We start from the raw sequence: 20929 nt of genomic DNA on the forward strand, positions 1-20929 counted from the left end.
TCACGCCTGGTACATCTCCCGCAGTTCGACTTTGCGCACCTTTCCGGACACCGTCATCGGGAAGGAGTCGAGGATCCGCAGCCTGCTGGGGATCTTGTAGTGCGCGAGCCGGCCGTGGCAGAAGGCGCGCAGTTCCTCCAGGGTGAGGGGGTCGGCCGCGTCCTGCGGGATCACGCAGGCCAGCACCTCCTCGCCGTAACTCTCGTGCGGCACCCCGACGACCTGGACGTCCCTGATCTTGGGGTGGGCGTAGAGGAACTCCTCGATCTCGCGCGGGTAGATGTTCTCGCCGCCCCGGATGATCATGTCCTTGATCCGGCCGACGATCTCGACGTAGCCGTCCTCGCGCATCACCGCCAGGTCCCCGGTGTGCATCCAGCGGCCCGCGTCGACGGCCTCGGCGGTCTTCTCCGGCTCGTTCCAGTAGCCGAGCATCACGCTGTAGCCGCGGGTGCACAACTCGCCCGCCGTGCCGCGCGGCCGGGTGACCCCGGTGGCCGGGTCGACGACCTTGACCTCCAGGTGGGGCAGGACGCGGCCGACGGTGCCGGTGCGGTGCTCCAGGTCGTCGTCGCGGCGGGTCTGGAGCGACACCGGCGATGTCTCGGTCATGCCGTAGCAGATGGACACCTCCGCCATGTGCATCTCGGCGACCACCCGCTTCATCACCTCCACCGGGCAGGGCGAGCCCGCCATGATGCCGGTGCGCAGCGAGGAGAGGTCGTAACGGGCGAAGTCCGGGAGGTTCAGCTCGGCGATGAACATGGTCGGGACGCCGTAGAGGGACGTACAGCGTTCCCGCTGGACGGCTTCCAGGGTGGCCTTCGGGTCGAAGGAGGGGGCCGGGATGACCATGCAGGCGCCGTGCGAGGTGGCCGCGAGGTTGCCCATCACCATGCCGAAGCAGTGGTAGAACGGCACCGGGATGCAGATCCTGTCCTGCTCGGTGTAGGCGACCAACTCCCCGACGAAGAAACCGTTGTTGAGGATGTTGTGGTGGGAGAGGGTGGCGCCCTTCGGGAATCCGGTCGTCCCCGAGGTGTACTGGATGTTGATCGGGTCGTCGCAGGACAGCTCCTCGTACGCGGCGTCCCCGGTGCCGCGCGCGAGCAGCGCCTCCCAACCGGGGTCGCCGATGTACACGACCTCGCGCAGCGCCGGGCAGTGGTGGCGGACCTCCTCGACCATCGCGCGGTAGTCGCTGGTCTTGTGGCTCAGAGAGGCGACGAGCAGCGAGATCCCGGCCTGGTTCAGGACGTACTCGACCTCGTGGGTGCGGTAGGCCGGGTTGATGTTCACCATGATGGCGCCGATGCGGGCGGTGGCGTACTGGACCAGGACCCACTCCGGGCAGTTGACGGCCCAGATGCCCACCCGGTCGCCCTTGGCGACTCCGCTCGCCGCCAGCGCCTGCGCCAGCTCCTCGACGGCGGCGCCGAACTCGGCGTACGTCCAGCGCCGCCCCGAGGGCACGTCGACCAGCGCCTCGCGCTCCGGCCACTTAGCCACGGCCCGGTCGAGGTTGGCGCCGATGGTGTCGCCGAGCAGGGCGGTGGCACCGGTTCCGTGGGTGTACGACAGCTCGGCGGTCACCGGAAGTCCTCCTCGCGGTACTCGTTCCCGGAGCCCTGGGCCGTCGCCTCGCGCAGCTCGATCCGGCGGATCTTGCCGGAGACGGTCTTGGGCAGCGGGCCGAACTCCAGCCGGCGGATGCGCTTGTAGGGGGCGAGCACCTGGCGGGAGTGCTCGAAGATGACCTTCGCGGTGTCCGGTCCGGGCTCGTAGCCCGCGGCGAGCACGACGTACGCCTTGGGCACGGCGAGCCGCAGCTCGTCCGGCGCGGGCACGACGGCGGCCTCGGCCACCGCCTCGTGCTCCAGCAGCGCGCTCTCCAGCTCGAACGGGCTGATCTTGTAGTCGCTGGCCTTGAACACGTCGTCGGCGCGCCCGACGTAGAAGATGTATCCGTCCTCGTCCCGGCGTCCGATGTCCCCGGTGCGGTAGTAGCCGCCCGCCATGGCCTCCGCCGTGCGGTCCGGGTCGCCGTGGTAGCCGGTCATCAGGCCGACCGGGCGCTCGGCGAGGTCCAGGGCGATCTCGCCCTCGGCGGCGCCGGGCGCGCCGGAGACCGGGTCGAGGAGTTCGACGCGGTAGCCGGGGCTGGGCCGGCCCATGGAGCCGGGCTTCAGCGGCTGGCCGGGGCTGTTGGAGACCTGCACCGCGGTCTCGGTCTGCCCGAAGCCGTCCCGGATGGTGACGCCCCAGGCCCGCCGGACCTGCTCGATGACCTCGGGGTTGAGCGGCTCCCCCGCGGCCACCACCTCGCGGGGCGGGGTGCGCAACTGGCCGAGGTCGGCCTGGATGAGCATGCGCCACACGGTCGGCGGGGCGCAGAAGGTGGTGACGCCCACCCGGTCCATCTCGGCCATCAGCCGGGCGGCGTCGAACCGCGTGTAGTTGAAGAGGAAGACGGTCGCCTCGGCGTTCCACGGCGCGAACAGGTTGGACCAGGCGTGCTTGGCCCAGCCCGGCGAGGAGATGTTCAGGTGCACGTCGCCGGGTTTCAGGCCGATCCAGTACATGGTCGCCAGATGCCCGATCGGGTACGAGGTGTGGGTGTGCTCGACCAGCTTGGGGCGTGCGGTCGTACCGGAGGTGAAGTAGAGCATCAGCGGGTCGTCGGCGAGGGTGGGGCCGTCGGGGAGGAACTCCGCCGGGGCCGTGTACGCGTCCTCGTACGGCTCCCAGCCCTGCTCGGGCAGGCCGCCGACCGCGATCCGGGTGTAGGCGCCCGGCACGCCGTCGAACTTGGCGGTGTCCTCGGCCCGTACGATCACGTGCCTGACCCGGCCCCGGTCCACCCGGTCGCACAGGTCGGCCGGGCCGAGCAGCGGGGTGGCCGGAATGACCACGGCGCGCAGCTTCATCGCGGCCAGCATGGTCTCCCACAGCTCGGTCTGGTTGCCGAGCATGACCAGGATCCGGTCCTCGGCGGCGACACCCCGGTTGCGCAGGTGGTTCGCGACCCGGTTCGAGCGCTCGGACATCTCGGCGAAGGACAGCCGCCGTTCGGCGCCGTCCTCCTCGACGATGTGCAGCGCGGTCCGGTCGTTGCCGGCGGCGATCGCGTCGAACCAGTCCAGCGCCCAGTTGAAGTGCGCGGGCCGCGGCCAGGCGAAGCCCGCGTACGCGGCCGCATAGTCCTCGCGGTGTGCCAGCAGGAAGTCCCGCGCCCCGCGGAACTGCTCGGTCGCCGTCGTCATCTGTCCTCCTCGTACCGGACCATTGCCGGGCGGCTCTCTGGCATCGTCTAATCCGTGATGCAGGTCTCACCACCCCCGAACGGGGGTGTGGGCGGCAGAAAGGGCGAGCAGGTGACGGCAGACGCGGCGGAGGCGGTGGAGATCGGCGGCGCGCTGGGCCGGCTGCGGCGGGCCACGGGCCTTCCCGTCGCCTTCGGCGGCCTCGTGGAGTCCGGCCGGCCGCAGATCCGGATCAGCGAGCTGAGCGGCACGACGACCACCGCCCTGCGCTCCCTCGCGGTGACCTCGGGCAACGGGCTCGGCGGCAAGGCGGTGGCGCTGGCCCGGCCGTGCGCCGTGACCGACTACTCCAGCTCCCGGCAGATCAGCCACGAGTACGACGCCCCGGTGGCCGCCGAGGGCATCCGCTCGGTGCTCGCGGTGCCGGTGGTGGTGCGGCGCCGGGTGCGCGGGGTGCTCTACGGCGCGCTGCGCTCGGCCCAGCCGCTCGGTGACCGCACGCTGGGCGCGGCCATGGCCGTCGCGCGGGACGTGGAGCAGGCGCTGGTGGTGCGGGACGAGGCCGGGGAGCTGCTGGCGGCGGCGCGGCCGGAGCCCGCCGACCGCGACCGGGGCGCCGCCTGGGAACAGGTCCGTGAGGCGCACGCGGCGCTGCGGGCCCTGGCGCCGCGGATCGGTGATCCGGACCTGCGCGCGGAACTGCTGGCGGCCTGCGGCCTGCTGACGGCGCCGCCACGCTCCGGTGGTGTGACCCTGGCGCCGCGGGAACTCGACGTGTTGTCCTGGGTGGCGGCGGGGGCGACCAACGCGACCGTGGCCGAGCGGCTGGGGCTGCGCCCGGAGACGGTGAAGGGCTATCTGCGCTCGGCGATGCGGAAGCTGGGCGCGCACACCCGAGGGGAGGCGGTGACCGCGGCCCGCAGGGCGGGGCTGTTGCCGTGACGCGACGGTCGTCAGGAAACCTTCTCGTTCCGGCCTGGGCGCCTTTAATTTCCTCGTCCTTGACCGTCTGTTATTTCCCTCACCACAGCCTCCGTCCGAATTTCCAGGATCGTTGCCTAGAATTTGGCCCGGACACGACACGAGGGGAGCGGTGACCGTGCGACGGGACTTCCAGGAGCCTGCCAGGTGCCGCCCCGACCTGGTCATCGGCCGCGAGGACCTGTGCGCCGGCGCCCGTGAGCAACTCGCCTCGGGCGGCAGTGTGCTGCTCCACGGTCCCGCCGGAATTGGAAAATCCACGGTCCTGCGCGCATTGGCCGAGGAATACGGCGCCACCGCCCGCACCGTCCTGCGCTGCTCCGCCACCGAGTCCGAATCGCATCTGCCGTTCCTGGCCCTCGCCGACCTGTTCGGCCTGGTCCTCGACGACGTCGCGCCCCGGCTGCCCCTCGCCCAGCGCACCGCCCTGGAGTCCGCGCTCACCGGCCGCGGCGAGTCCAGCCTCCAGCGCGACGGCCTCGCGCTGCGCCTCGCGGTGCTGTCCGCGCTGCGCGCGCTGGCCGGGCACGGCGGCGTCCTCGTCGTCGCCGACGACCTGCAGTGGCTGGACCCGGCCAGCGCCGAACTGCTCGGCTTCGCGGCGCGCCGCCTGGAGGGCACCCCGGTGCAACTGCTGTGCGCGGTGCGCACCGAGGGCACCGGGAGCCAGGAGTACGACCGGTATCTGCGCGCCTGCCCGCCGGACACCCTCGCGGTCCGCCTCGGCCCGCTGACCCGCGCCCAGGTCGCCCAGCTGCTCGACCACCGCGGCCACGGCGGCCTGCCCCGCTCCACCGTCCGCGAGATCCACCGCACCTCCGGCGGCAACCCGCTGTTCGCCCTCGAACTCGGCCGCGCCCTCGCCGACCGCCCCACCCCGCCCCGGCCGGGCGAGCCGCTGCCGGTGCCGACCAGCCTGCGCGCCCTGGTGCTCAGCCGCCTGGACATGCTGTCGGTCGAGGCCCGCCGCACCCTGCTGGTGGCCAGCGCCGGCGCCCGTCCCACGATGGCGCTGCTGCACGCGGCCGGCCGGGACAACGCCGAGGCGGAGTGCGCCCAGGCCGCCGAACTGGGGCTGCTGGCCACCGAGCCGGACGCCCCCGCCGTACGGTTCGCGCACCCGCTGATCTCGGCCGCGCTGTACGCGGAGGCGCCCGCGCCCGAGCGGCGGGCCGCGCACGCGGCGCTGTCCACGGCCGCCTCCGACCCGATCGAGCGCGCCCGGCACCTGGCCCTCGCCACCACCGGCACCGACCCCGAGGTCGCCGCCCGGCTCGCCGAGGCTGCCGCCCTCGCCCGGGACCGCGGCGCCCCCTCGGTCGCGGCCCACCTGGGCCTGCTGGCCGCCCGGCACACCCCGGCCGAGGGCGCGCCGAGCCCTCAGGAGCGCCGGCTGCAGGCCGCCGAGGACGCGATCACCGCGGGCGAGATCGACCTGGCCCGGGACATCGCGCGCGAGGTGCTGGCCCGCACGAGCGTGCCCGCCGAACGGGTGCGGGCCTGGATCATCGTCATCGACAGCGCCGGCCACACCATGGCCGAGGTCGACGCCGTCTTCCCGCAGGCCCTCGCCGACGCCGGCGACGACCCCCGGCTGCTGGCGCTGGTGCACTACCAGCTGGCGTGGCGGGCGCTGATCGTGGAGGGCGACTTCACCGAGGCCCGCCAGGCCGCCGCGCACGCCGCCGAGCTGGCCGCGCGCGGTGAGGACCGGCGCACCGAGCAGCTCGCCCTCGCCTTCCAGGCGCAGACCGAGACCCTGATGGGCCACCCGGACGCGCCCCGCACCATCAAGCGCGCCCTGAAGGAGCCTCAGGACCCCAAGGTGGCCTGGCACCACAACGGGGCGGGCAGCGCCCGGTTCCGCTGGCTGGTGATGAGCGACCAGCTCACCGAGGCCCGGGCGACGGTGACCGCGCTGCTGCGCGAGGTGCGCCGGCGCGGCTCGGTGGAGAGCGAGGTGCACTTCCTGCGCGGGCTCGCCGAGACCGAACTGCGCGCCGGGCACTGCGGGCGCGCCCTGGAACTGGCCCGCGAGAGCCTGCGTCTGGCCCGGGACTCCGGGATCGGCGAGACCGCCTCGGCGATGCTCACCTCGCTCGCCGAGGCCTCCGGCGGCGACGTGGACCGGGCGCTGGCGCTCGCCCGGGAGGCGGTGGAGCACGCCGAGGAGGACGGCGACCAGATGTACCTCTCCCGGGCCCTGGGCGCGCTCGGCTACGCCCAGCTGGTGGCCGGGGATCCCGCGGGCACCGTGCGCTCGCTGCGCCGGGTGCGCGCGCTGGAGCTGGCTCTCGGCATCACCGACCCGGCGCGCGGCCGCTGGCAGGGCGACCTCGCCGAGGCGCTGGTCCGGATCGGTGAACCGGCCGAGGCGCAGGACGTCATCGACAGCAGCCGCGAGCACGCCCTGCGGCTCGGCCGGGAGAGCGTGCTCGCGGTCCTCGACCGGTCCGAGGCCCTGGTGCGGGCCGCCCAGGGCGACCTGGAGGCGGCCGTGGCCCAGCTGACGTCCGCTCAGGACCGGCTCGGCAAGCTCGGCTACGGCCTGGAGGAGGCACGGGCGGCGTTCGCCCTGGCCCGGTTGCGCGGCGGGCGCCCGGGGGCCACGGCGTACGACCAGGCCACCCGCATGTTCCGGCGCTGCCGGGCGCTGCCCTGGCTGCGCCAGGTGGACGAATCCCTCACCGCCCCCGAGCCAGAGCCCGGGCCGGCCGTGCCGGAGGCCCTGGACGCGCTGCAGGTGCTGGCCGCGATGGAGCGTCAGGTGGCCGCGCTGGTCATGGAGGGCGCCACCAACCGGGAGATCGCCGCCCGGCTGTTCATCAGCGTCAAGACGGTGGAGGCGACCCTGACCCGGGTCTACCGCAAGCTGGGGATCCGGTCCCGGGTGGACATCGTCCGATTGGCGGCGGCTCGACGGGCGCGCTGAGCGCCGCCCTAGTTAACTGAGCCGGACCGAGGGTTTTCCCTCACCCGACCCCCTAGGGGGTTCCCTCATTGGGAGCCGGGGGTTCCGGGACCTAGCGTAGTGGGCGTGCCGCTCGCCCGGGCACACGGGGTCGGATCCTCCCCCACGCTCCGCCGAGCGGGGGAACCCGCCCCGTGCTCCACCCCGTGCGATCCCCCACCGGTGCAACCCCCCACTGAGGAGACTCATGTTCGGGTTCAGACGTGCCAGACAGACCGCCGCGACGCTGGTGGCCACCGCCGCCGCCGCGGCGACCACGCTGCTCGCCTCCCCCACGGCGAGCGCGGCCCCGCAGCCCATCGTCGGCGGTACGACCACCACGACGGCGGCCTATCCGTTCGTCATGCAGATCACCGACGCGTCCGGCAACCAGTTCTGCGGGGGCACGCTGGTGGCCGCCACCAAGGTCGTGACGGCGGCGCACTGCATGGCCGGCGCGTCCCCGAGCGGGGTGCGTGTGGTCGGCGGCAGGACCTACCTCCACGGCACCGACGGCACGGTCAGCAAGGTCAGCAGGATCTGGGTGAACCCCGACTACACGGACGCCACCACCGGCAAGGACGTGGCCGTCCTGACCCTGTCGACGTCGATGCCGTACAAGCCGGTGCCGTACGTCTCCTCCTCCCAGACGGGCGTCTACGCGGCCGGCACCACGGCCCGGATCCTCGGCTGGGGCACCACCTCGGAGTACATCAGCTCCTCCAACCAGCTGCGGACCGCGACCGTCCCGGTCGTGTCCGACTCCAGCTGCCGTTCCTCCTACGGTTCGGACTTCGTCCAGTCCGACATGGTATGCGCCGGATACACCTCCGGCGGCGTAGACACCTGCCAGGGCGACAGCGGCGGTCCCCTGCTCATCGGGGGCGTCCTGGCAGGGATCACTTCCTGGGGCGAGGGGTGCGCGGAGGCCGGCCGCCCGGGTGTGTACACCCGGCTGGCCGCCTTCTCGGACCTGGTGACCGCGCAGGTCGGCGCATGACCGCGCAGGTCCGCTCGTAACCCGGAAGAGGGACACCTGAGCACCCCTCAGGTAGATGCCAGGGGGGCGTTGCGAGCCACCACGAGCGGCCCGCAGCGCCCCCCTCTCCACGTCCAGTGAAACGGCGCCGCGCCTGCCGTCCGGGCGCTCCGGCCCGGGGTGGCGCCGGGCGGCCTCAGGGCCGGTCCACGGTCCCGAAGCGGATGTCGTACGGCGTGTCCGGGTGCAGGACGCGGAGCATCCGCTCCCCCTCCGCGGTCACCTCGTCCCGCAGGCTCCGGGTCAGCCCGGCGAAGGGCTCGATGACCAGGGCGTCCGCCTCCAGCTTCCACAGGCCCGCGAGGAAACCGTCCACCAGGAGCGTGCGGTAGGCCTGGTTGCCCCGCCAGTGCCGGCCCCGGTACGCGGGCGGTACGACGCGGGCGCGGTCGGCGTGGGCGAGCAGGAGGTTGTCGAACTCGGGCAGGAAGCGGGGCGGGGCCGGGGTGTCCGGGTGGGGGCGCGGCGCGCCGGGGAGGTCGAACAGCTCGGTGCCGGAGGGGTCCTGGAAGACCAGCAGCCGGGGGCGCAGCCGCTCGAAGGCGTCCCGCAGGCGGGTGAGCCCGGCCCATGTCTGCATGTCCTTGACCGACGCCGGGCCGAACGCGGCGAGATAGCGCAGGACCACGGAGTCAGGTTCCGGGGCCTTCGCCGCCGGGCGGCCGGGCCAGTGCTCGGCGGTGGTGAGGGCGACCTGCCCGCTGCGGCCCCACAGGCCGCGCGGGGTGACCTGGACCAGCGGCAGGGTGCAGCGGGCGGCGACCGCCAGGGCCCGCGGATCGGCGTCGGGCCACCGCGCGCTCAGCGTCTGCCGCAGCTGGGCCATGGTCCGCGGCTCGTCCTCGACCGACTCGCGGACGACGGCGGCCAGGACGTCCAGGTCGACGCCGGTCAGGCCCGCGCGGAACTGGCCCAGCTCGCGGTCCCGGGCGGGCTGGACGAAGGGCCGCAGGGCGAGGCAGTCGTCGGCGGTGTGGGTGTGGAGGGTGGAGCGCAGGGTGACGATACGGGCGGCCTCGCGGCCTGCCATCAGCGCGGACAGCTGCTGGGGCCGGAAGCCGTCGAGGCGGGCTGCGAGGGCGTAATAGGGCGGCCGGACGTTCTGCGCCTGCAGCCCGAGCAGGTGGGACACGGCGTCGAGGGGGGCGAGCGCGGAGCGGCGCAGCAGCAACTGCCGTTCCAGCGTCGCCCGGTTGAGGGCGCGGATGTCCAGGAGGGGGGCCTTCGTCGTCCTGCTCTTCGTCATGGCCGCACGCTAACCCCGATCGCGGACGCCCTCCGTCCGCGACTCCGGGCCCGCCCCGCGCACCACGACGTCGGCCCGTTCCGGCGCCCCGCGGATATCCTTCTGCTCCGGTACCCGTGGGTTCCTCCGATCCATCCCTGTGCCCGCTCAAGTGGTCAGGTTCGCCTGACGCGACGGAGAGGCGGCCGATGTCCGAGCGAGAGAACGGCAGGAACGGCGGGCGCAGGCCCGTCTGGCGCCGCGCCCCCACCCCGCCGCCGTCACCCGCCGCCGAGGCGCCCGCACCCGCCGCCGGGGAGGGAGCCGAGCCGGCGAGCATCGTGCAGGCGGCGCTCTACCGCGACGGCGTCCGCCTGTCCTCGCCCGCCACGCTCGCCGAGACCTACCGCGAGCTGCGCGAGCAGCCCTCGGGCATGGCCTGGATCGGCCTGGCCCGGCCCACCGAGGCCGATCTGCACTCGCTGGCCGCCGAGTTCGGCCTGCATCCCCTCGCGGTGGAGGACGCGATGGAGGCGCACCAGCGGCCCAAGCTGGAGCGGTACGGCGAGACGCTGTTCGTCGTGCTGCGCGCCGCCCGCTACCTGGACGCGCCGGAGGAGGTCGACTTCGGTGAGCTGCACGTGTTCGTCGGACCGGACTTCGTCATCACGGTCCGGCACGGCGCGGCCCCGGACCTGTCGGCGGTCCGCCGCCGGATGGAGGACTCCCCGGAACTGCTCAAGCTCGGACCGGAAGCGGTCCTGTACGCGATCCTCGACGCCGTCGTGGACGGCTACGCCCCGGTGGTCGCCGGGGTGCAGAACGACATCGACGAGATCGAGACCGAGGTGTTCCGCGGCGACCCCGAGGTCTCCCGCCGCATCTACGAACTCTCCCGTGAAGTGGTCGAGTTCCAGCGTGCCACCCGCCCGCTCGTCGGCATGCTGCACGCCCTGATGGCCGGCTTCGCCAAGTACGAGACCGACGCGGAACTCCAGCGCTATCTGCGGGACGTCGCCGACCACGTCACCCACATCAGCGAACGCGTCGACGGCTTCCGCCAGGCCCTCTCCGAGATCCTCACGGTCAACGCCACCCTGGTGTCCCAGCAGCAGAACGCGGAGATGCGGGCGCTGGCGGAGGCCGGCTTCGAGCAGAACGAGGAGGTCAAGAAGATCTCGTCGTGGGCGGCCATCCTCTTCGCGCCCACCCTCGTCGGCACGATCTACGGCATGAACTTCGACCACATGCCGGAACTGCACTGGCTGTTCGGCTACCCGTTCGCCGTCGCGCTGATGGGCGTGGTGTGTCTGACGCTGTACGTCGTCTTCAAGAAGCGGGACTGGCTGTAGCGGGCGGCGCCCGGGAATGACCGTGCCGCGGCGGGCGCTTCCGATCAGCGAGAAAGCGTCGACCGGCGAGGAGTTGGGGATGACCGAGGCGTTGGTACTGGGCGGCGGCGGGGTGGGCGGGATCGCCTGGATGACGGGACTGCTCGCCGGGCTGGCCGATTCCGGGCAGGACGTCAGCGGAGCCGGTCTGCTCGTGGGCACCTCCGCGGGGTCCGCCGTGGCCGCCCAGCTGGGCAGCGGGCTGAGCCTTCGGGAGCTGTACGACCGGCAGGTGGACCCCGCGTTGCAGTCCGCCGAGATCATGGCCGAGCTGGATCCGGAGAAGTTCGTGGCCGAACTCGGCGCCGCGACGGGCTCGGCCGCCTCCCCGCGGGAGCTGCGGCGCGCGATGGGGCGGATCGCGCTCGGGGCGCGCACCGTGTCCGAAGCGGCCCGGCGCGGGGTCATCGAGTCGCGGCTGCCGTCGCACGGCTGGCCGGAGCGCGCGCTGAAGATCGTCGCGGTGGACGCGGAGAGCGGTGAGCCGGTCGTCTTCGACCGTGCGTCGGGCGTCGCGCTGGTGGACGCCGTCGCGGCGAGCTGCGCCGTGCCGGGCGTGTGGCCGCCGGTGACGATCGGCCGGCGCCGGTACGTCGACGGCGGGGTGCGCTCCGTCGCCAACGCCGACCTCGCCGCCGGCGCGGACCGAGTGCTGGTGATCGTGCCGCTCGGCGCCGCCGAACCCCTCCCCAGCGAGTACCCGCTGGAGCGCTCCGTCGAGGAACTCCGCGCCCAGGGCGCCGAGGTGGCGGTCATCGCGCCCGACGAGGCCTCGGCCGCGGCGATCGGCGCCAACCCCCTGGACCCCGCCACCCGCGCCCCGTCCGCCGCGGCGGGCCGCGCCCAGGGCCGCGCGGTCACCGTGCCGTGGGGCCGGCCGTCCGACTGAGCGGCGACGGCGCCGATCCAGGCACGGCGACGGGCACCGACCATCCGGGAGCGGGTGGGCAGCCGGGGCGCGCCCCCGGCGCAACGACCGGGGCCGGCGGCGCTCCGGGCGCCGGCTCCGCACCGCCGCCGCGAGAGCGGCCGGCGTCCTCCACCGCGCGCGGCGCCGGACCCCGGGTACGCGCGAGCGGCGCGTCCGGGACGGGCCGCCGACTGCGGCCGCGCGGCGCCGGATCCCTGGCCCCGCACGCGCACCGGCCCGCACCGGTGGAACGCGCGCGGGTCAGGGGACGTGGTCGCAGACGGAGGGGAGCCAGGTCAGGTCCGGGGCGTGGCTGAGGGTGTCCAGGGAGGCCAGCAGGGCGTCGAGCCGGCGGGGGCCCGCGAGGTACTCGATCGTCGCCTCGGCGAACGCGTCGCGGACCGAGGGCGGCATCGCGTCGGAGGCGTCGAAGCAGTGCACCGCGCGCTCGTCGAGAAGGGTCCGGGCCAGTGAGCGGTGCCAGGCCGGGCCGGCGTCGGCGGGCGCCGGCTGGGCCTGCGGATCGACCGAGAAACCGGACTCCTTGGCGTTCCAGGCGCGTTGCGCGCCGGCCGAGGCCAGGTACCGGATCAGCGTCTTGGCGTGCGGGGTGTCGTGCAGCAGCGCGACCAGGTCCCCGGAGACCTCCCAGGCGCCGGTGGCGGTGGCACCCGGGATCAGCCGGGCCGAGTGCTCGTAACGGCCGTCCACGCGCTGCCAGGCGCTCTCCTGGCTGCGGATGAAGGACGCCTGGTGCTCCAGGGTGCAGCCGCGCGGCTGAGCGGTGACCGGCTTCGCCGCGTCCTGGTACGGCGTCTTCAGCGCCCGCCGCACCAGTCCGCTGTTCCCGCCCGCGCCCGCCACCAGTCGCCCCCAGGTCGTCCAGGCCGACCGCACCTGCCGGGACCGCCAGGACAACTCCCCGCGCGCCCACCGCTGATAGACGGCCGGGCCGTACTTCTGGAGCAGGATGTCCTCGATCCAGTCGGTGCCCGGCCAGCCGCTGGTCGCCCCGGAGCCCATGCCGACGCACCACTGGCCGGGCCGGTGTGCCGCCTCGGTGCGCTGCCGCTCGCCGGTGCCGGCCGGGTACCAGACGATGGACTTCAGGTCGGCCTTGAGCGGGAACCAGTACACGTGCCCGTTCAGCGGCGTGCTCCAGGACGCGCCGAAACCGGCGGCGGGCACGAGGCCGTCGAGCGGTTTCAGCTGCCCCTGCCCGGCGTAGTCCGCGAGTTCGCCGGGACCGGTCAGCACCACCACGTCCGGCGGCGTGCCGGCCTCGACGTCGGCGCCGAGCACCTGGCTCTCGGCGGAGCTGCCCTGGTAGTCGACGTGGATGTGGTACTTGCGCTGGAACGGCGCGATGACCGCCTGCCGGAAGTTCCGCTCGTCGGTTCCGGTCCAGTTGGCGAGCAGCGTGACGGTCGGCTCCTGGCCGAGGGCGCGTACGGCGAACACGACGGCCGCCGCGAGCAGGACCAGGCAGCTCGCCAGCACGGTCAGGGTGCGCAGGCGGCGGGGTCGGCGGCCGGCGGCGGTGCCGCCCTGCGGGGCGCTCACCGGGGCCTGAACCGGTAGTCGTCGATGTGCCGCCGCAGTCCCGTCTCGGCGAGGGCCATGAGCAGGACGCCTCCTATCAGGATCCAGACCGCGGCCGAAGCGCGGAAACCGGTGTCCGCCAGGTACGACGCGGTGTTCCGCCCGGCGCCGGTGATGAGCGGGCCGCTGGTCAGTTCGCGGTCGAGCAGGTCGCGGGTGTGCGCCATGCCCTGGTGCGTCCACACCGTGAACAGCAGTGTGGCGGCGGTTCCGGCCGCCAGCAGGGCGCCGGCGGCGAGGAGTCCCCGGTTGTACCGGCGGCGGAAGCGCCGGCGCAGGAACAGCTGGGTCTCCACCAGGGCCGCGGCGAGGGCGAGGGCCAGCAGCAGGGTCACGGTCCAGCCGAGCCACAGCAGCGGACCGAACGAGGTCTGCTGCCGTACCGCGTCCCGCTCCTGCCGTTGCAGGGCCTTCAGCCGGGCCTGGATGCCGGAGCCCCGGTCGGTCAGGACGCTGGTGGCGTAGCTGAGGTAGGCCTCGCGCAACATGCTGCCGGCGGGCTGCAGTTGGGCCTGCTGGACCTTGACGGCGTACACCGTGATCAGTCCGGCGACCGTCTGCAGGGCCTGCCGGCCCGCCGTCCCGCCGACGTCGTCCCCGGCGGCGGCTGCGAGGCTCTGCGCGGCGACCGAGATCTGCTTCTGGAAGTCGCTGGTGGGCGCCGCCGCGCCGGCGTCCCGCTGGGCCTGCCCGAGCGCGTACAGCGCGGTGTCGATGGACAGCACGGCGGGCGCACTGGAGGTGCGCAGCGGGTTCGCGTCGCCGTGCACGCCCTCGTACGACAGGAACAGCGACAGCGTCAGCAGCGCGGACAGGGTCAGCAGCAGGCGGTGGCGTACGGCGAGGTCGTGCGCGGTCGTGCTCTCGCCGCCCGCTGCGCGCCGCCCGGGAGGCAGGAGACGGCGCGGGCGGCGCGGGGGCGCCCCGGCGCGGGTGCGGCGGCCGGCGGGCGAGGCCCGGTGGGCGGCCGGCGCGGCACCGGGCGCTCCCGGACCGGGCCCGCCGTGTCCGCGGCCCGGCCCGGTGCCGGGAGTCCCGGCGGTGCGGGGCGCCTCCCGGGGGTGACCGTCCGGGCCGCCGGGACGGCGGCCGGGGCCGTCGCCGGGCCGTGCGGCGCCCGTGTCCGCGGTCACGACTCCGGCTCCTTCAGCCGGCGTCCGCACTCGCCGCCGCAGTACACGGAGTCGGCCGGGCCGAGCCAGCCGCACTCCGGGCATTCGGTCAGGGCCTCGGCGCCGGCGGGGTCGGGGATGCCGGGGCCGGGCGGCGCTTGCGCGCCGGGGGGCGGCGGGGTGGTCAGGGCGCTGGAGAGGATCAGGTGCTGCCAGTCGACGTCCTTGAGGCCGGAGCGGATCCGCCCGGTGCCCGCGCCGTTCCGCTCGTCCTCGATGGCCCGCAGGGCGTCCAGCAGTTGGGTGTCGCCCAGCTCCCCGGCCACGGCGAGGGCGCGGGCCAGTGCGCTGTCCGCCGCGTCCCGCCCGTCGTCGCCGCGCAGCCAGGCCCGGTAGGCCTCCGCGACCGCGGCGCTCGCCCGCTGGTACAGCTCGCTGCGCCGGACCGCGGGATGCCGCCGGGAGGCGTCGAGCGGGTGGTCGGTCCAGCGGACCAGGACCGGCCGGGGCGCGGGCAGCCGCACCGGTCGCCCGAAGTCGGGTACGGCGACCTCGACGGCGGCCAGTTGCAGGTCCTCGCCGAGCTCGCGGCCGGCGGGGTCTGCGGTGAGCACGACCTGGTAGTGCCGCACCTCCTCGCCCCAGGCGCGGGTGACGTACTCGGCGCCGGGGCCCGCGGGGACGGGCGGCAGTTCCTGCTCGCGCGGGACCACCTGCTTGACCCGGCGGATCGCGGTGCCGGGGGTGGGGGTGATCCTGATCCGCAGCTCGGGGATGGTGGTGCCGAGCAGCCCGGTCATCAACTCCTCGTAGGCGGCGGTCAGCTGGGACTCCTCGCGGACCGCTCCGGCGCGGCCGTGGAGCCGCCGGGCGATGCGCAGCAGCAGGTCGGCGTCCCAGTCGTCGCCGATGCCCCAGGCGTCGCAGACGAACCGGCCCTCGCAGGCGTCCAGGGCGGTGTCCAGCCGCACGGCGGCCCGGTGGTCGTGCTCGTTGCGCCCGTCGGTGAGCAGCAGGACGTGCTTGACGGGGGCGGGCTGGTCCTTCAGCAGCCGGCGGGCGAGGTCGAGCCAGGTGCCGAGGGCGGTGCCGCCGTCGGCGTCCAGGATGTGCACGGCCCGCTCGGCGGCCTCCCGCTCGGCGGGTCCGGCCACGGCCATCGGGGCCCGGCCGGGGCCGGGATGGACCACGGTGGCGTCGAACCGCCCGGACAGCACGGCGAACGCGGTGCCGTCGGGCAGCAGCCGGATCGCGGCGGCGGTGGCGTCCTTCGCCGCGCGCAGTTTGGCGGCGGGGTGGAGCATCGAGCGGGAGGTGTCGACGATCAGCACCTCGGCGAGCGCGGGCGCCGCCCCGTGCGCGGGGCCGTCGCCGGCTTCCGGGCCGCCGGGGCCGCGGACGCCGATCTCCAGGATGGCGTGCATCTCCCGGTCGGCGGGCTGCCCGGGCGCGGGCACGACGGGCAGCTCCCTCTGCTGGCCGACCGCGAGCGTCACCTCGATCTGCTCGGCCACGGTCATCGTGTGTCCCCTCGGTGGTCAGGGTGTGCGCGGGCGTCGGAAGGGTGTCAGAAGGCGGTCATGGGCCGTACCTCGTGGGCGAGGTCGAGGAGCCGGCCGTGCTCCCCGGCGGTGCGGGCCTGCGCGGCGAGCTGCCGGAAGGAGTGCTCCAGCAGGCGGCGCAGGCTGTCCTCGTCACCGGGTCCGAGCAGGTCGCCCGCGGGGAACTGAGGCCCCCAGCCCTGTTCCGGGCGGCAGTGCAGGGCGTTCTCGCGGACCTCGGCGACCAGCCGGGCCCGGGACTCGCCGTCGGCGGCGCCGCCGTCCAGGCTCAGTCCGGGCAGCCGGCGGGCGGCGTCGCGCAGATCGGCCGGCGTGGGCGGGCTGCCGTACAGGACGCCGGCGCGGACGCGGACGGCCGCGATCCGGGCGGTGTCGTGGTGGCGGGAGGTGGCGGGCACGTCGTCGAGGACGCGGACGGCGGCGTCCCGGTCCCCGGCGGCCAGATGACCGCGGGCCAGGCCGAAGGCGGCGGCGGTGTGCGCGAAGTCCCGTTTCCAGACGGCCTCGTAGAACCGCATGGCCCGTGGGCTGCGCCGCGGGCCGGCCTCGTGTTCGGCACAGTAGGCGAGGGCGAGCTTGGGCACGTACTCGCCGGGCAGCGCTCGGTGGACGGCGTCGAAGGCGGCGCCGGCCTGCCGTACCTGTCCGCCGCTGAGGTGGAGCACGCCGCGGTGCCAGGCGATCCGCCAGTCGTGCGCGGCGGCGCGTTCGCCGAGCTGGGTCTCGGCCTCCGCGAGCCAGCTCTCGGCCTGCTCCCGCTCGCCCTTCCTGAGGTAGGCGCGGCACAGCCACAGCGCGGTCTCCGGGGTGCCGAGGCGGGACTCGCGGGGCCACTGCCGGGCGATCCGGTCGGGGGCGTCGGGCGGGAAGCTGTCCAGCAGCAGGGCGGCGCCGTCGTCGGGGTCGGGGACCGGCTCGGGGAGGGCGCCGGCGACCTCGGCGGCCGGCGGCGGGGAGACGTCGAGGTCGCGCGGCCGCCCGCCGGGGCCGGCGGTCCAGTGGTCGAGGGCGGGGATCGCGCCGAGCCCGGCGTCGAGGCTGGCGCCGGTGGCCCGGAACCGGGTGGAGCTCTCCGGCAGCTGCTCGCCGAACTGCAGCGAGCGGAACTCCCGCAGCACCTCCCAGAGCTGGCGGGACATCTCGGCCGCGGACCTGAACCGGGCCCGGGGTTCGGGGTGGACGGCGCGGTCGATCAGCCGGCGGAAGGAGTCCGGGGCGAGGCCGCGGGCCGGTTCGGTGCCGCGGAAGAGCGCCTGGAGGGTCATGCCGACGGTGTAGAGGTCGCTGTCGACGTGCCAGCCGCGCCGCTCGATCTCCTCCTCGGGCGGCGCGTACGCGGCCGTGTAGACGTAGCGGGAGCTGCGGTCGCCGATCGCGCGGACGGCGCCGAGGTCGATGACCTTGATCGCGCGGCCGAAGTGGATGACGTTGGCCGGCTTCATGTCGCAGTACAGCAGCCCCCGCTCGTGCATGTACTCCAGCGCGCCGAGGATCTTGCAGCCGTAGGTGAGGACGTGGTCCAGGCGGGGGCGGCCCTGGAAGATCCGTTCGACGTCGTCGGCGTCGAACAGCTGCTGCAGGGAGCGGCCTCCGATGTAGTCCATGACCAGGTAGCCGGTGGGCGGGCCGTCCGGGGGAGTGTGGTCGGCATAGGTGATGATGCGGACGATGTCGGGGTGGTGCAGGTCGGTCAGGGAGCGGCGCTCCTCGACCGCGGTGCGGCGGGCGAGCGCGTCGTGGGCGTCGATCTGGGCCTTGAGGACCACCCGGTACCCCTCGGCGCGGGTGTCCTCCGCGAGATAGACCCAGCCCAGGCCACCGCGGGCGAGGCAGCCGAGGACACGGTAGTGGTCGGCGACCACGTCGTCCTTCTTCAGCTGCGGCACGAAGGAGTAGGGCGTGCCGCAGCGGGGGCAGCGGCCGGTGTCCCGGGCGGGCTGGCCGCCGTAGCCGACGCCGACGGTCATGGTGCAGCCCTCCCCGCGGCACCGGCGGCCGCCGGTGGGCGGGCGGAAGTCGGTCATGATCACGTCGTCGGGGACGGGGACCTCGGGCAGGACGACCAGTCCGTGCTGGTCGAGGTCCCCTACACCGGCGACGGCGTGCACGGCCGGCGGGCCGGGGCTCTCCTCGGCGGAGGTGTCCGGGGGCGCGGTGCGGCGGGGTGCGGCCGACGGCGCGACGGCGGGACGCTCCTCCGAGCGCGGCTCGATGTGCCGCCGGCCGCAGGTGTCGCAGTAGCCGGTGGCCATGATGTGGCCCGCGCAGCCGGGCCGGACGCACGAGATCACGGCGCGCTCTCCTTTCCGGGTGCGCCGGGTCTTCCGGGGACGTCGGGGGCGTCGGGCGTTCCGGGGGCGTGGGATGCGGCGGGCGTGTCCGGGACGCCCGGCGGTGCCGGGGCCGCCGGTGCGCAGGCCGAGCAGAAGCCGACGAAGCGGCCGACGGCGGCCTCGGCCCGCTCGATGTCGCAGGGGGTGTGCCGCAGGAGGGACAGGGCCTGTTCGTAGAGCCGGTAGGCCTCCATGAGCCGGTCGCCGTGCGCGGCGCGTTCGCGGCACAGCGGCCATTCGGCGCTGACCCGGCCGAGGAGTTCCTCGCGGCGGCGCAGCCGGGCCTCGAGCGCGCCGATCGCCTGCTCCAGGCGCTGCCGGCGGCGGTCGGCGGCGTCCTCGAAGGTGAACAGCAGGTCGGCGCGGGCCGGTTCGCGTTCCCGCTCGGGGGTGTGGTCGACCCAGGCGCGCAGCATCCGGGTGCGCCGTACGCCCGCCTCGGCCTGCTCCACCAGCCGCCCGGCGCCGGGCCCGGGCAGCACGCGGTCCCGGAGCCGGTCGAGGATCGGGCTCAACTCCTCGGTGATCCGGTTCAGTTCGGTGTCCAGCCGGTTCCAGCGGTCGCGCAGCGGATGGCGTACGAGCAGCTCGTCGGCCTCGTCGGCGCGTACTCCGCGGCTGCGGAAGACCAGCAGCAGCCGCGCCCCCTGCCGGGCGAGCCGGTCCGCCAGGCCCAGCAGGGCGACGGGTTCGGCGCTCTGGTCGACGCCCACCAGGACGGCGGTGAGCGGGACGCGCAGGGCGCCGAGCCGCTCGGGCCGGATGTCGTCGCGGATGCCCAGGCGGACGGCGATCCGGTCCATGACGTCGGCGGCCGTCAGTCCCTTGACGTCCAGGGCCAGGTCGTGCGCGCCGGCCGGGGGCACCGTCTCGGGCGGGTCGTGGCTGAAGCCGCTGGTGTTGCGGTCGGAGCGCAGTTCCCGGTCGGCGAGGGTGACGGCCCGGTTCAGGGTCCAGGCGCGGTCGCTGTGCGCGGGGGCCACGGCGACCAGCACGGGCCAGCCCTCGCCCCGGAACCAGGAGGCGAGCTGGGTGGCGAACGGCACGTCGAGCGCGCCGCCCGCGGCCGAGGCCGCGGTGCGCAGCCGGGGGTCGACCGCCTCGGCGCCGTCGGTCCAGGCGGCGACCTGCGGCAGATGGCGGAGGATGGTCTCGGTGGGGCTCATGTAGCTGAACCCCTCGTCCACGCCGAGGACGATGCCGATGACCTGGTTGATGCCGTGGTCGACCACTCCCCCGCCGCTGAATCCGGGGACGGCCAGCTCGCCCTCCACGGGCCGCAGCTGCACCTGGCTGTCCCGGCCCCGGGCGGCGACGAGGGTGGCGCCGTGCCAGCGGCCGCCCTCGTGGCCGGCCGGAAAGCCGTACATGCTCACCGGTCCGTGCGGGGTGGCGAGCCGGTGGAGCCGGGTGGTGTGCTGGGCGGGCAGGGGCTCGGTCAGCCGCAGCAGGGCGAGGTCCCCGCTGAGGTCGCCCCAGCGGTCCTCGTGCGGCGGCACGTGCTCGTCCTCGCCCACCGTGCCGGACACGGCGGCGAGTTCGGGCACGCCGACCAGGCGGACGACGTAGTCCAGGCCGGGCCGGACGACATGGCCCGCGGTGAGCACCTGGTCGGGGGCGAGCAGCACCCCGGCACCGAGGACCCGCCCGTCCGGCGCCTCGATGCGCGCGATCCAGGACGGTGTCCGTAACCACGACTTGACGGCTCGCTCCCCCGTGCGCGTCATGACCCTGAGGTTACTCCGCGTACCGGTCCGGTACTACTGGTGTGCACGGGGGCGTTACGCAGGAACGGTGCCGGAGTCCGCCGAGAGACACCGGCGGTGCGGGGTGCGGCACGGTCCGCCCCCTCAACGCCCCAGCGCGGCCAGCACTTCCGTGTCCGAGAGCTGCTCGAAGTCCTCGTACCACTGCCCCACCGCGCTGAACCCGGCCGGCTGGTGCGGGCACACGACCCTGTCGGCCTCCTCGGCGAGCCGCCGCACGGAGTCCGGCGCGCCGACGGGCACGGCGAGGATGAGCTGTGCGGGCCGCCGGCGCCGTACGTGGCGCAGCGCCGCGCGGGCGGTGGCGCCGGTGGCCAGGCCGTCGTCGACGACGATCACGGTGCGGCCCGCCGGATCCGGCGCCGGACGCCCGCCGCGGTAGCGCTCCTCGCGGCGGCGCAGCTCCTGCCGTTCGCGTTCGACCACCGGGGCCATGGACTCCTCGGTCAGCCCGAGCCGTTCCAGGGTGCCGGTGTTGTAGAGGGGCGGGTCGTCCCCGACGAGCGCGCCGACGGCGAACTCCCGGTGGTGCGGGGCGCCGATCTTGCGGACGACGAGGACGTCGAGGGGCGCGTCGAGGGCGCGGGCGACGGGCTCGGCGACGGCGATGCCGCCGCGCGGCAGGGCGAGGACGAGGGGGTCGGCGAGGGCTCCCCGTGCGCGCAGGTCACCCAGCACTCCGGCGAGTTCCCGCCCGGCTTCGGCACGGTCCCGGAAGCGCATGGCCGTCCTCCTTCGCGGTGCCTCTCCTTCCATGGTGCTACCGGTGGGGCGGACGAGGCATGCGGAGCCTGC

At 74.8% G+C, this 20929-nt stretch carries 14 protein-coding genes; 5 read left to right on the top strand and 9 right to left on the bottom strand.

Translation table 11 applies throughout. From position 1 onward, the window contains the following. Positions 1 to 1593 (bottom strand): AMP-binding protein, encoded by a 1593-nt coding sequence (locus OG956_RS07285; RefSeq protein ID WP_330337118.1) that lies wholly within the window; start codon positions 1591 to 1593, stop codon positions 1 to 3. Beyond that, positions 1590 to 3263 carry an AMP-binding protein gene (locus tag OG956_RS07290; RefSeq protein WP_330337119.1) on the bottom strand — a complete coding sequence of 558 codons (1674 nt, stop codon included), beginning with the start codon at positions 3261 to 3263 and terminating at the stop codon, positions 1590 to 1592. The genes OG956_RS07285 and OG956_RS07290 overlap by 4 nt, the downstream gene beginning before the upstream one ends. A gap of 111 nt (positions 3264 to 3374) precedes the next feature. Here OG956_RS07290 and OG956_RS07295 point away from each other — a divergent pair, with 111 nt between their 5' ends. The 3 genes from OG956_RS07295 to OG956_RS07305 all read left to right on the top strand — a co-directional run bounded on the left by OG956_RS07295 (position 3375) and on the right by OG956_RS07305 (position 8194). Next, positions 3375 to 4205, top strand: coding sequence for a helix-turn-helix transcriptional regulator (locus OG956_RS07295; RefSeq protein WP_330337120.1), 831 nt, complete (start codon positions 3375 to 3377; stop codon positions 4203 to 4205). Positions 4206 to 4356: 151 nt separating this feature from the next. Continuing rightward, on the top strand, positions 4357 to 7176 hold the full coding sequence (locus OG956_RS07300; protein WP_330337121.1) for an ATP-binding protein: 2820 nt from the start codon (positions 4357 to 4359) through the stop codon (positions 7174 to 7176). Between the two features lie 226 nt (positions 7177 to 7402). Beyond that, positions 7403 to 8194 (top strand): S1 family peptidase, encoded by a 792-nt coding sequence (locus OG956_RS07305; RefSeq protein ID WP_330337122.1) that lies wholly within the window; start codon positions 7403 to 7405, stop codon positions 8192 to 8194. Positions 8195 to 8369: 175 nt separating this feature from the next. Here OG956_RS07305 and OG956_RS07310 read toward each other — a convergent pair whose 3' ends face one another. After that, the gene (locus OG956_RS07310) at positions 8370 to 9479 is read right to left on the bottom strand and encodes a winged helix DNA-binding domain-containing protein (protein WP_330337123.1); all 1110 of its coding nucleotides are present in this window, start codon (positions 9477 to 9479) and stop codon (positions 8370 to 8372) included. A 188-nt stretch (positions 9480 to 9667) separates the two neighbouring features. Here OG956_RS07310 and OG956_RS07315 point away from each other — a divergent pair, with 188 nt between their 5' ends. Both OG956_RS07315 and OG956_RS07320 read left to right on the top strand, forming a co-directional pair. After that, complete coding sequence (locus tag OG956_RS07315) at positions 9668 to 10810, top strand: magnesium and cobalt transport protein CorA (RefSeq protein WP_330337124.1); 1143 nt, start codon at positions 9668 to 9670, stop codon at positions 10808 to 10810. A 79-nt stretch (positions 10811 to 10889) separates the two neighbouring features. Beyond that, positions 10890 to 11738, top strand: a complete 849-nt coding sequence (locus OG956_RS07320) for a patatin-like phospholipase family protein (protein WP_330337125.1) — start codon at positions 10890 to 10892, stop codon at positions 11736 to 11738. A 282-nt stretch (positions 11739 to 12020) separates the two neighbouring features. Here OG956_RS07320 and OG956_RS07325 read toward each other — a convergent pair whose 3' ends face one another. The 6 genes from OG956_RS07325 to OG956_RS07350 all read right to left on the bottom strand — a co-directional run bounded on the left by OG956_RS07325 (position 12021) and on the right by OG956_RS07350 (position 20857). Next, the gene (locus OG956_RS07325) at positions 12021 to 13322 is read right to left on the bottom strand and encodes an extracellular solute-binding protein (RefSeq protein ID WP_330337126.1); all 1302 of its coding nucleotides are present in this window, start codon (positions 13320 to 13322) and stop codon (positions 12021 to 12023) included. Continuing rightward, positions 13319 to 14494, bottom strand: coding sequence for a hypothetical protein (locus OG956_RS07330; RefSeq protein WP_330337127.1), 1176 nt, complete (start codon positions 14492 to 14494; stop codon positions 13319 to 13321). Before OG956_RS07330 ends, OG956_RS07325 begins: the two co-directional genes overlap by 4 nt. Beyond that, the gene (locus OG956_RS07335; RefSeq protein ID WP_330337128.1) at positions 14491 to 15993 is read right to left on the bottom strand and encodes a VWA domain-containing protein; all 1503 of its coding nucleotides are present in this window, start codon (positions 15991 to 15993) and stop codon (positions 14491 to 14493) included. Before OG956_RS07335 ends, OG956_RS07330 begins: the two co-directional genes overlap by 4 nt. A gap of 47 nt (positions 15994 to 16040) precedes the next feature. Next, positions 16041 to 18326 (bottom strand): serine/threonine-protein kinase, encoded by a 2286-nt coding sequence (locus tag OG956_RS07340; protein ID WP_330337129.1) that lies wholly within the window; start codon positions 18324 to 18326, stop codon positions 16041 to 16043. After that, positions 18323 to 20095, bottom strand: coding sequence for a trypsin-like peptidase domain-containing protein (locus OG956_RS07345; protein WP_330337130.1), 1773 nt, complete (start codon positions 20093 to 20095; stop codon positions 18323 to 18325). The genes OG956_RS07340 and OG956_RS07345 overlap by 4 nt, the downstream gene beginning before the upstream one ends. Positions 20096 to 20218: 123 nt before the next feature. Beyond that, complete coding sequence (locus OG956_RS07350) at positions 20219 to 20857, bottom strand: phosphoribosyltransferase (RefSeq protein ID WP_330337131.1); 639 nt, start codon at positions 20855 to 20857, stop codon at positions 20219 to 20221. Positions 20858 to 20929 lie beyond the last annotated feature (72 nt).

The sequence above is a fragment of the Streptomyces sp. NBC_00557 genome (assembly GCF_036345995.1).
GTDB lineage: Bacteria > Actinomycetota > Actinomycetes > Streptomycetales > Streptomycetaceae > Streptomyces.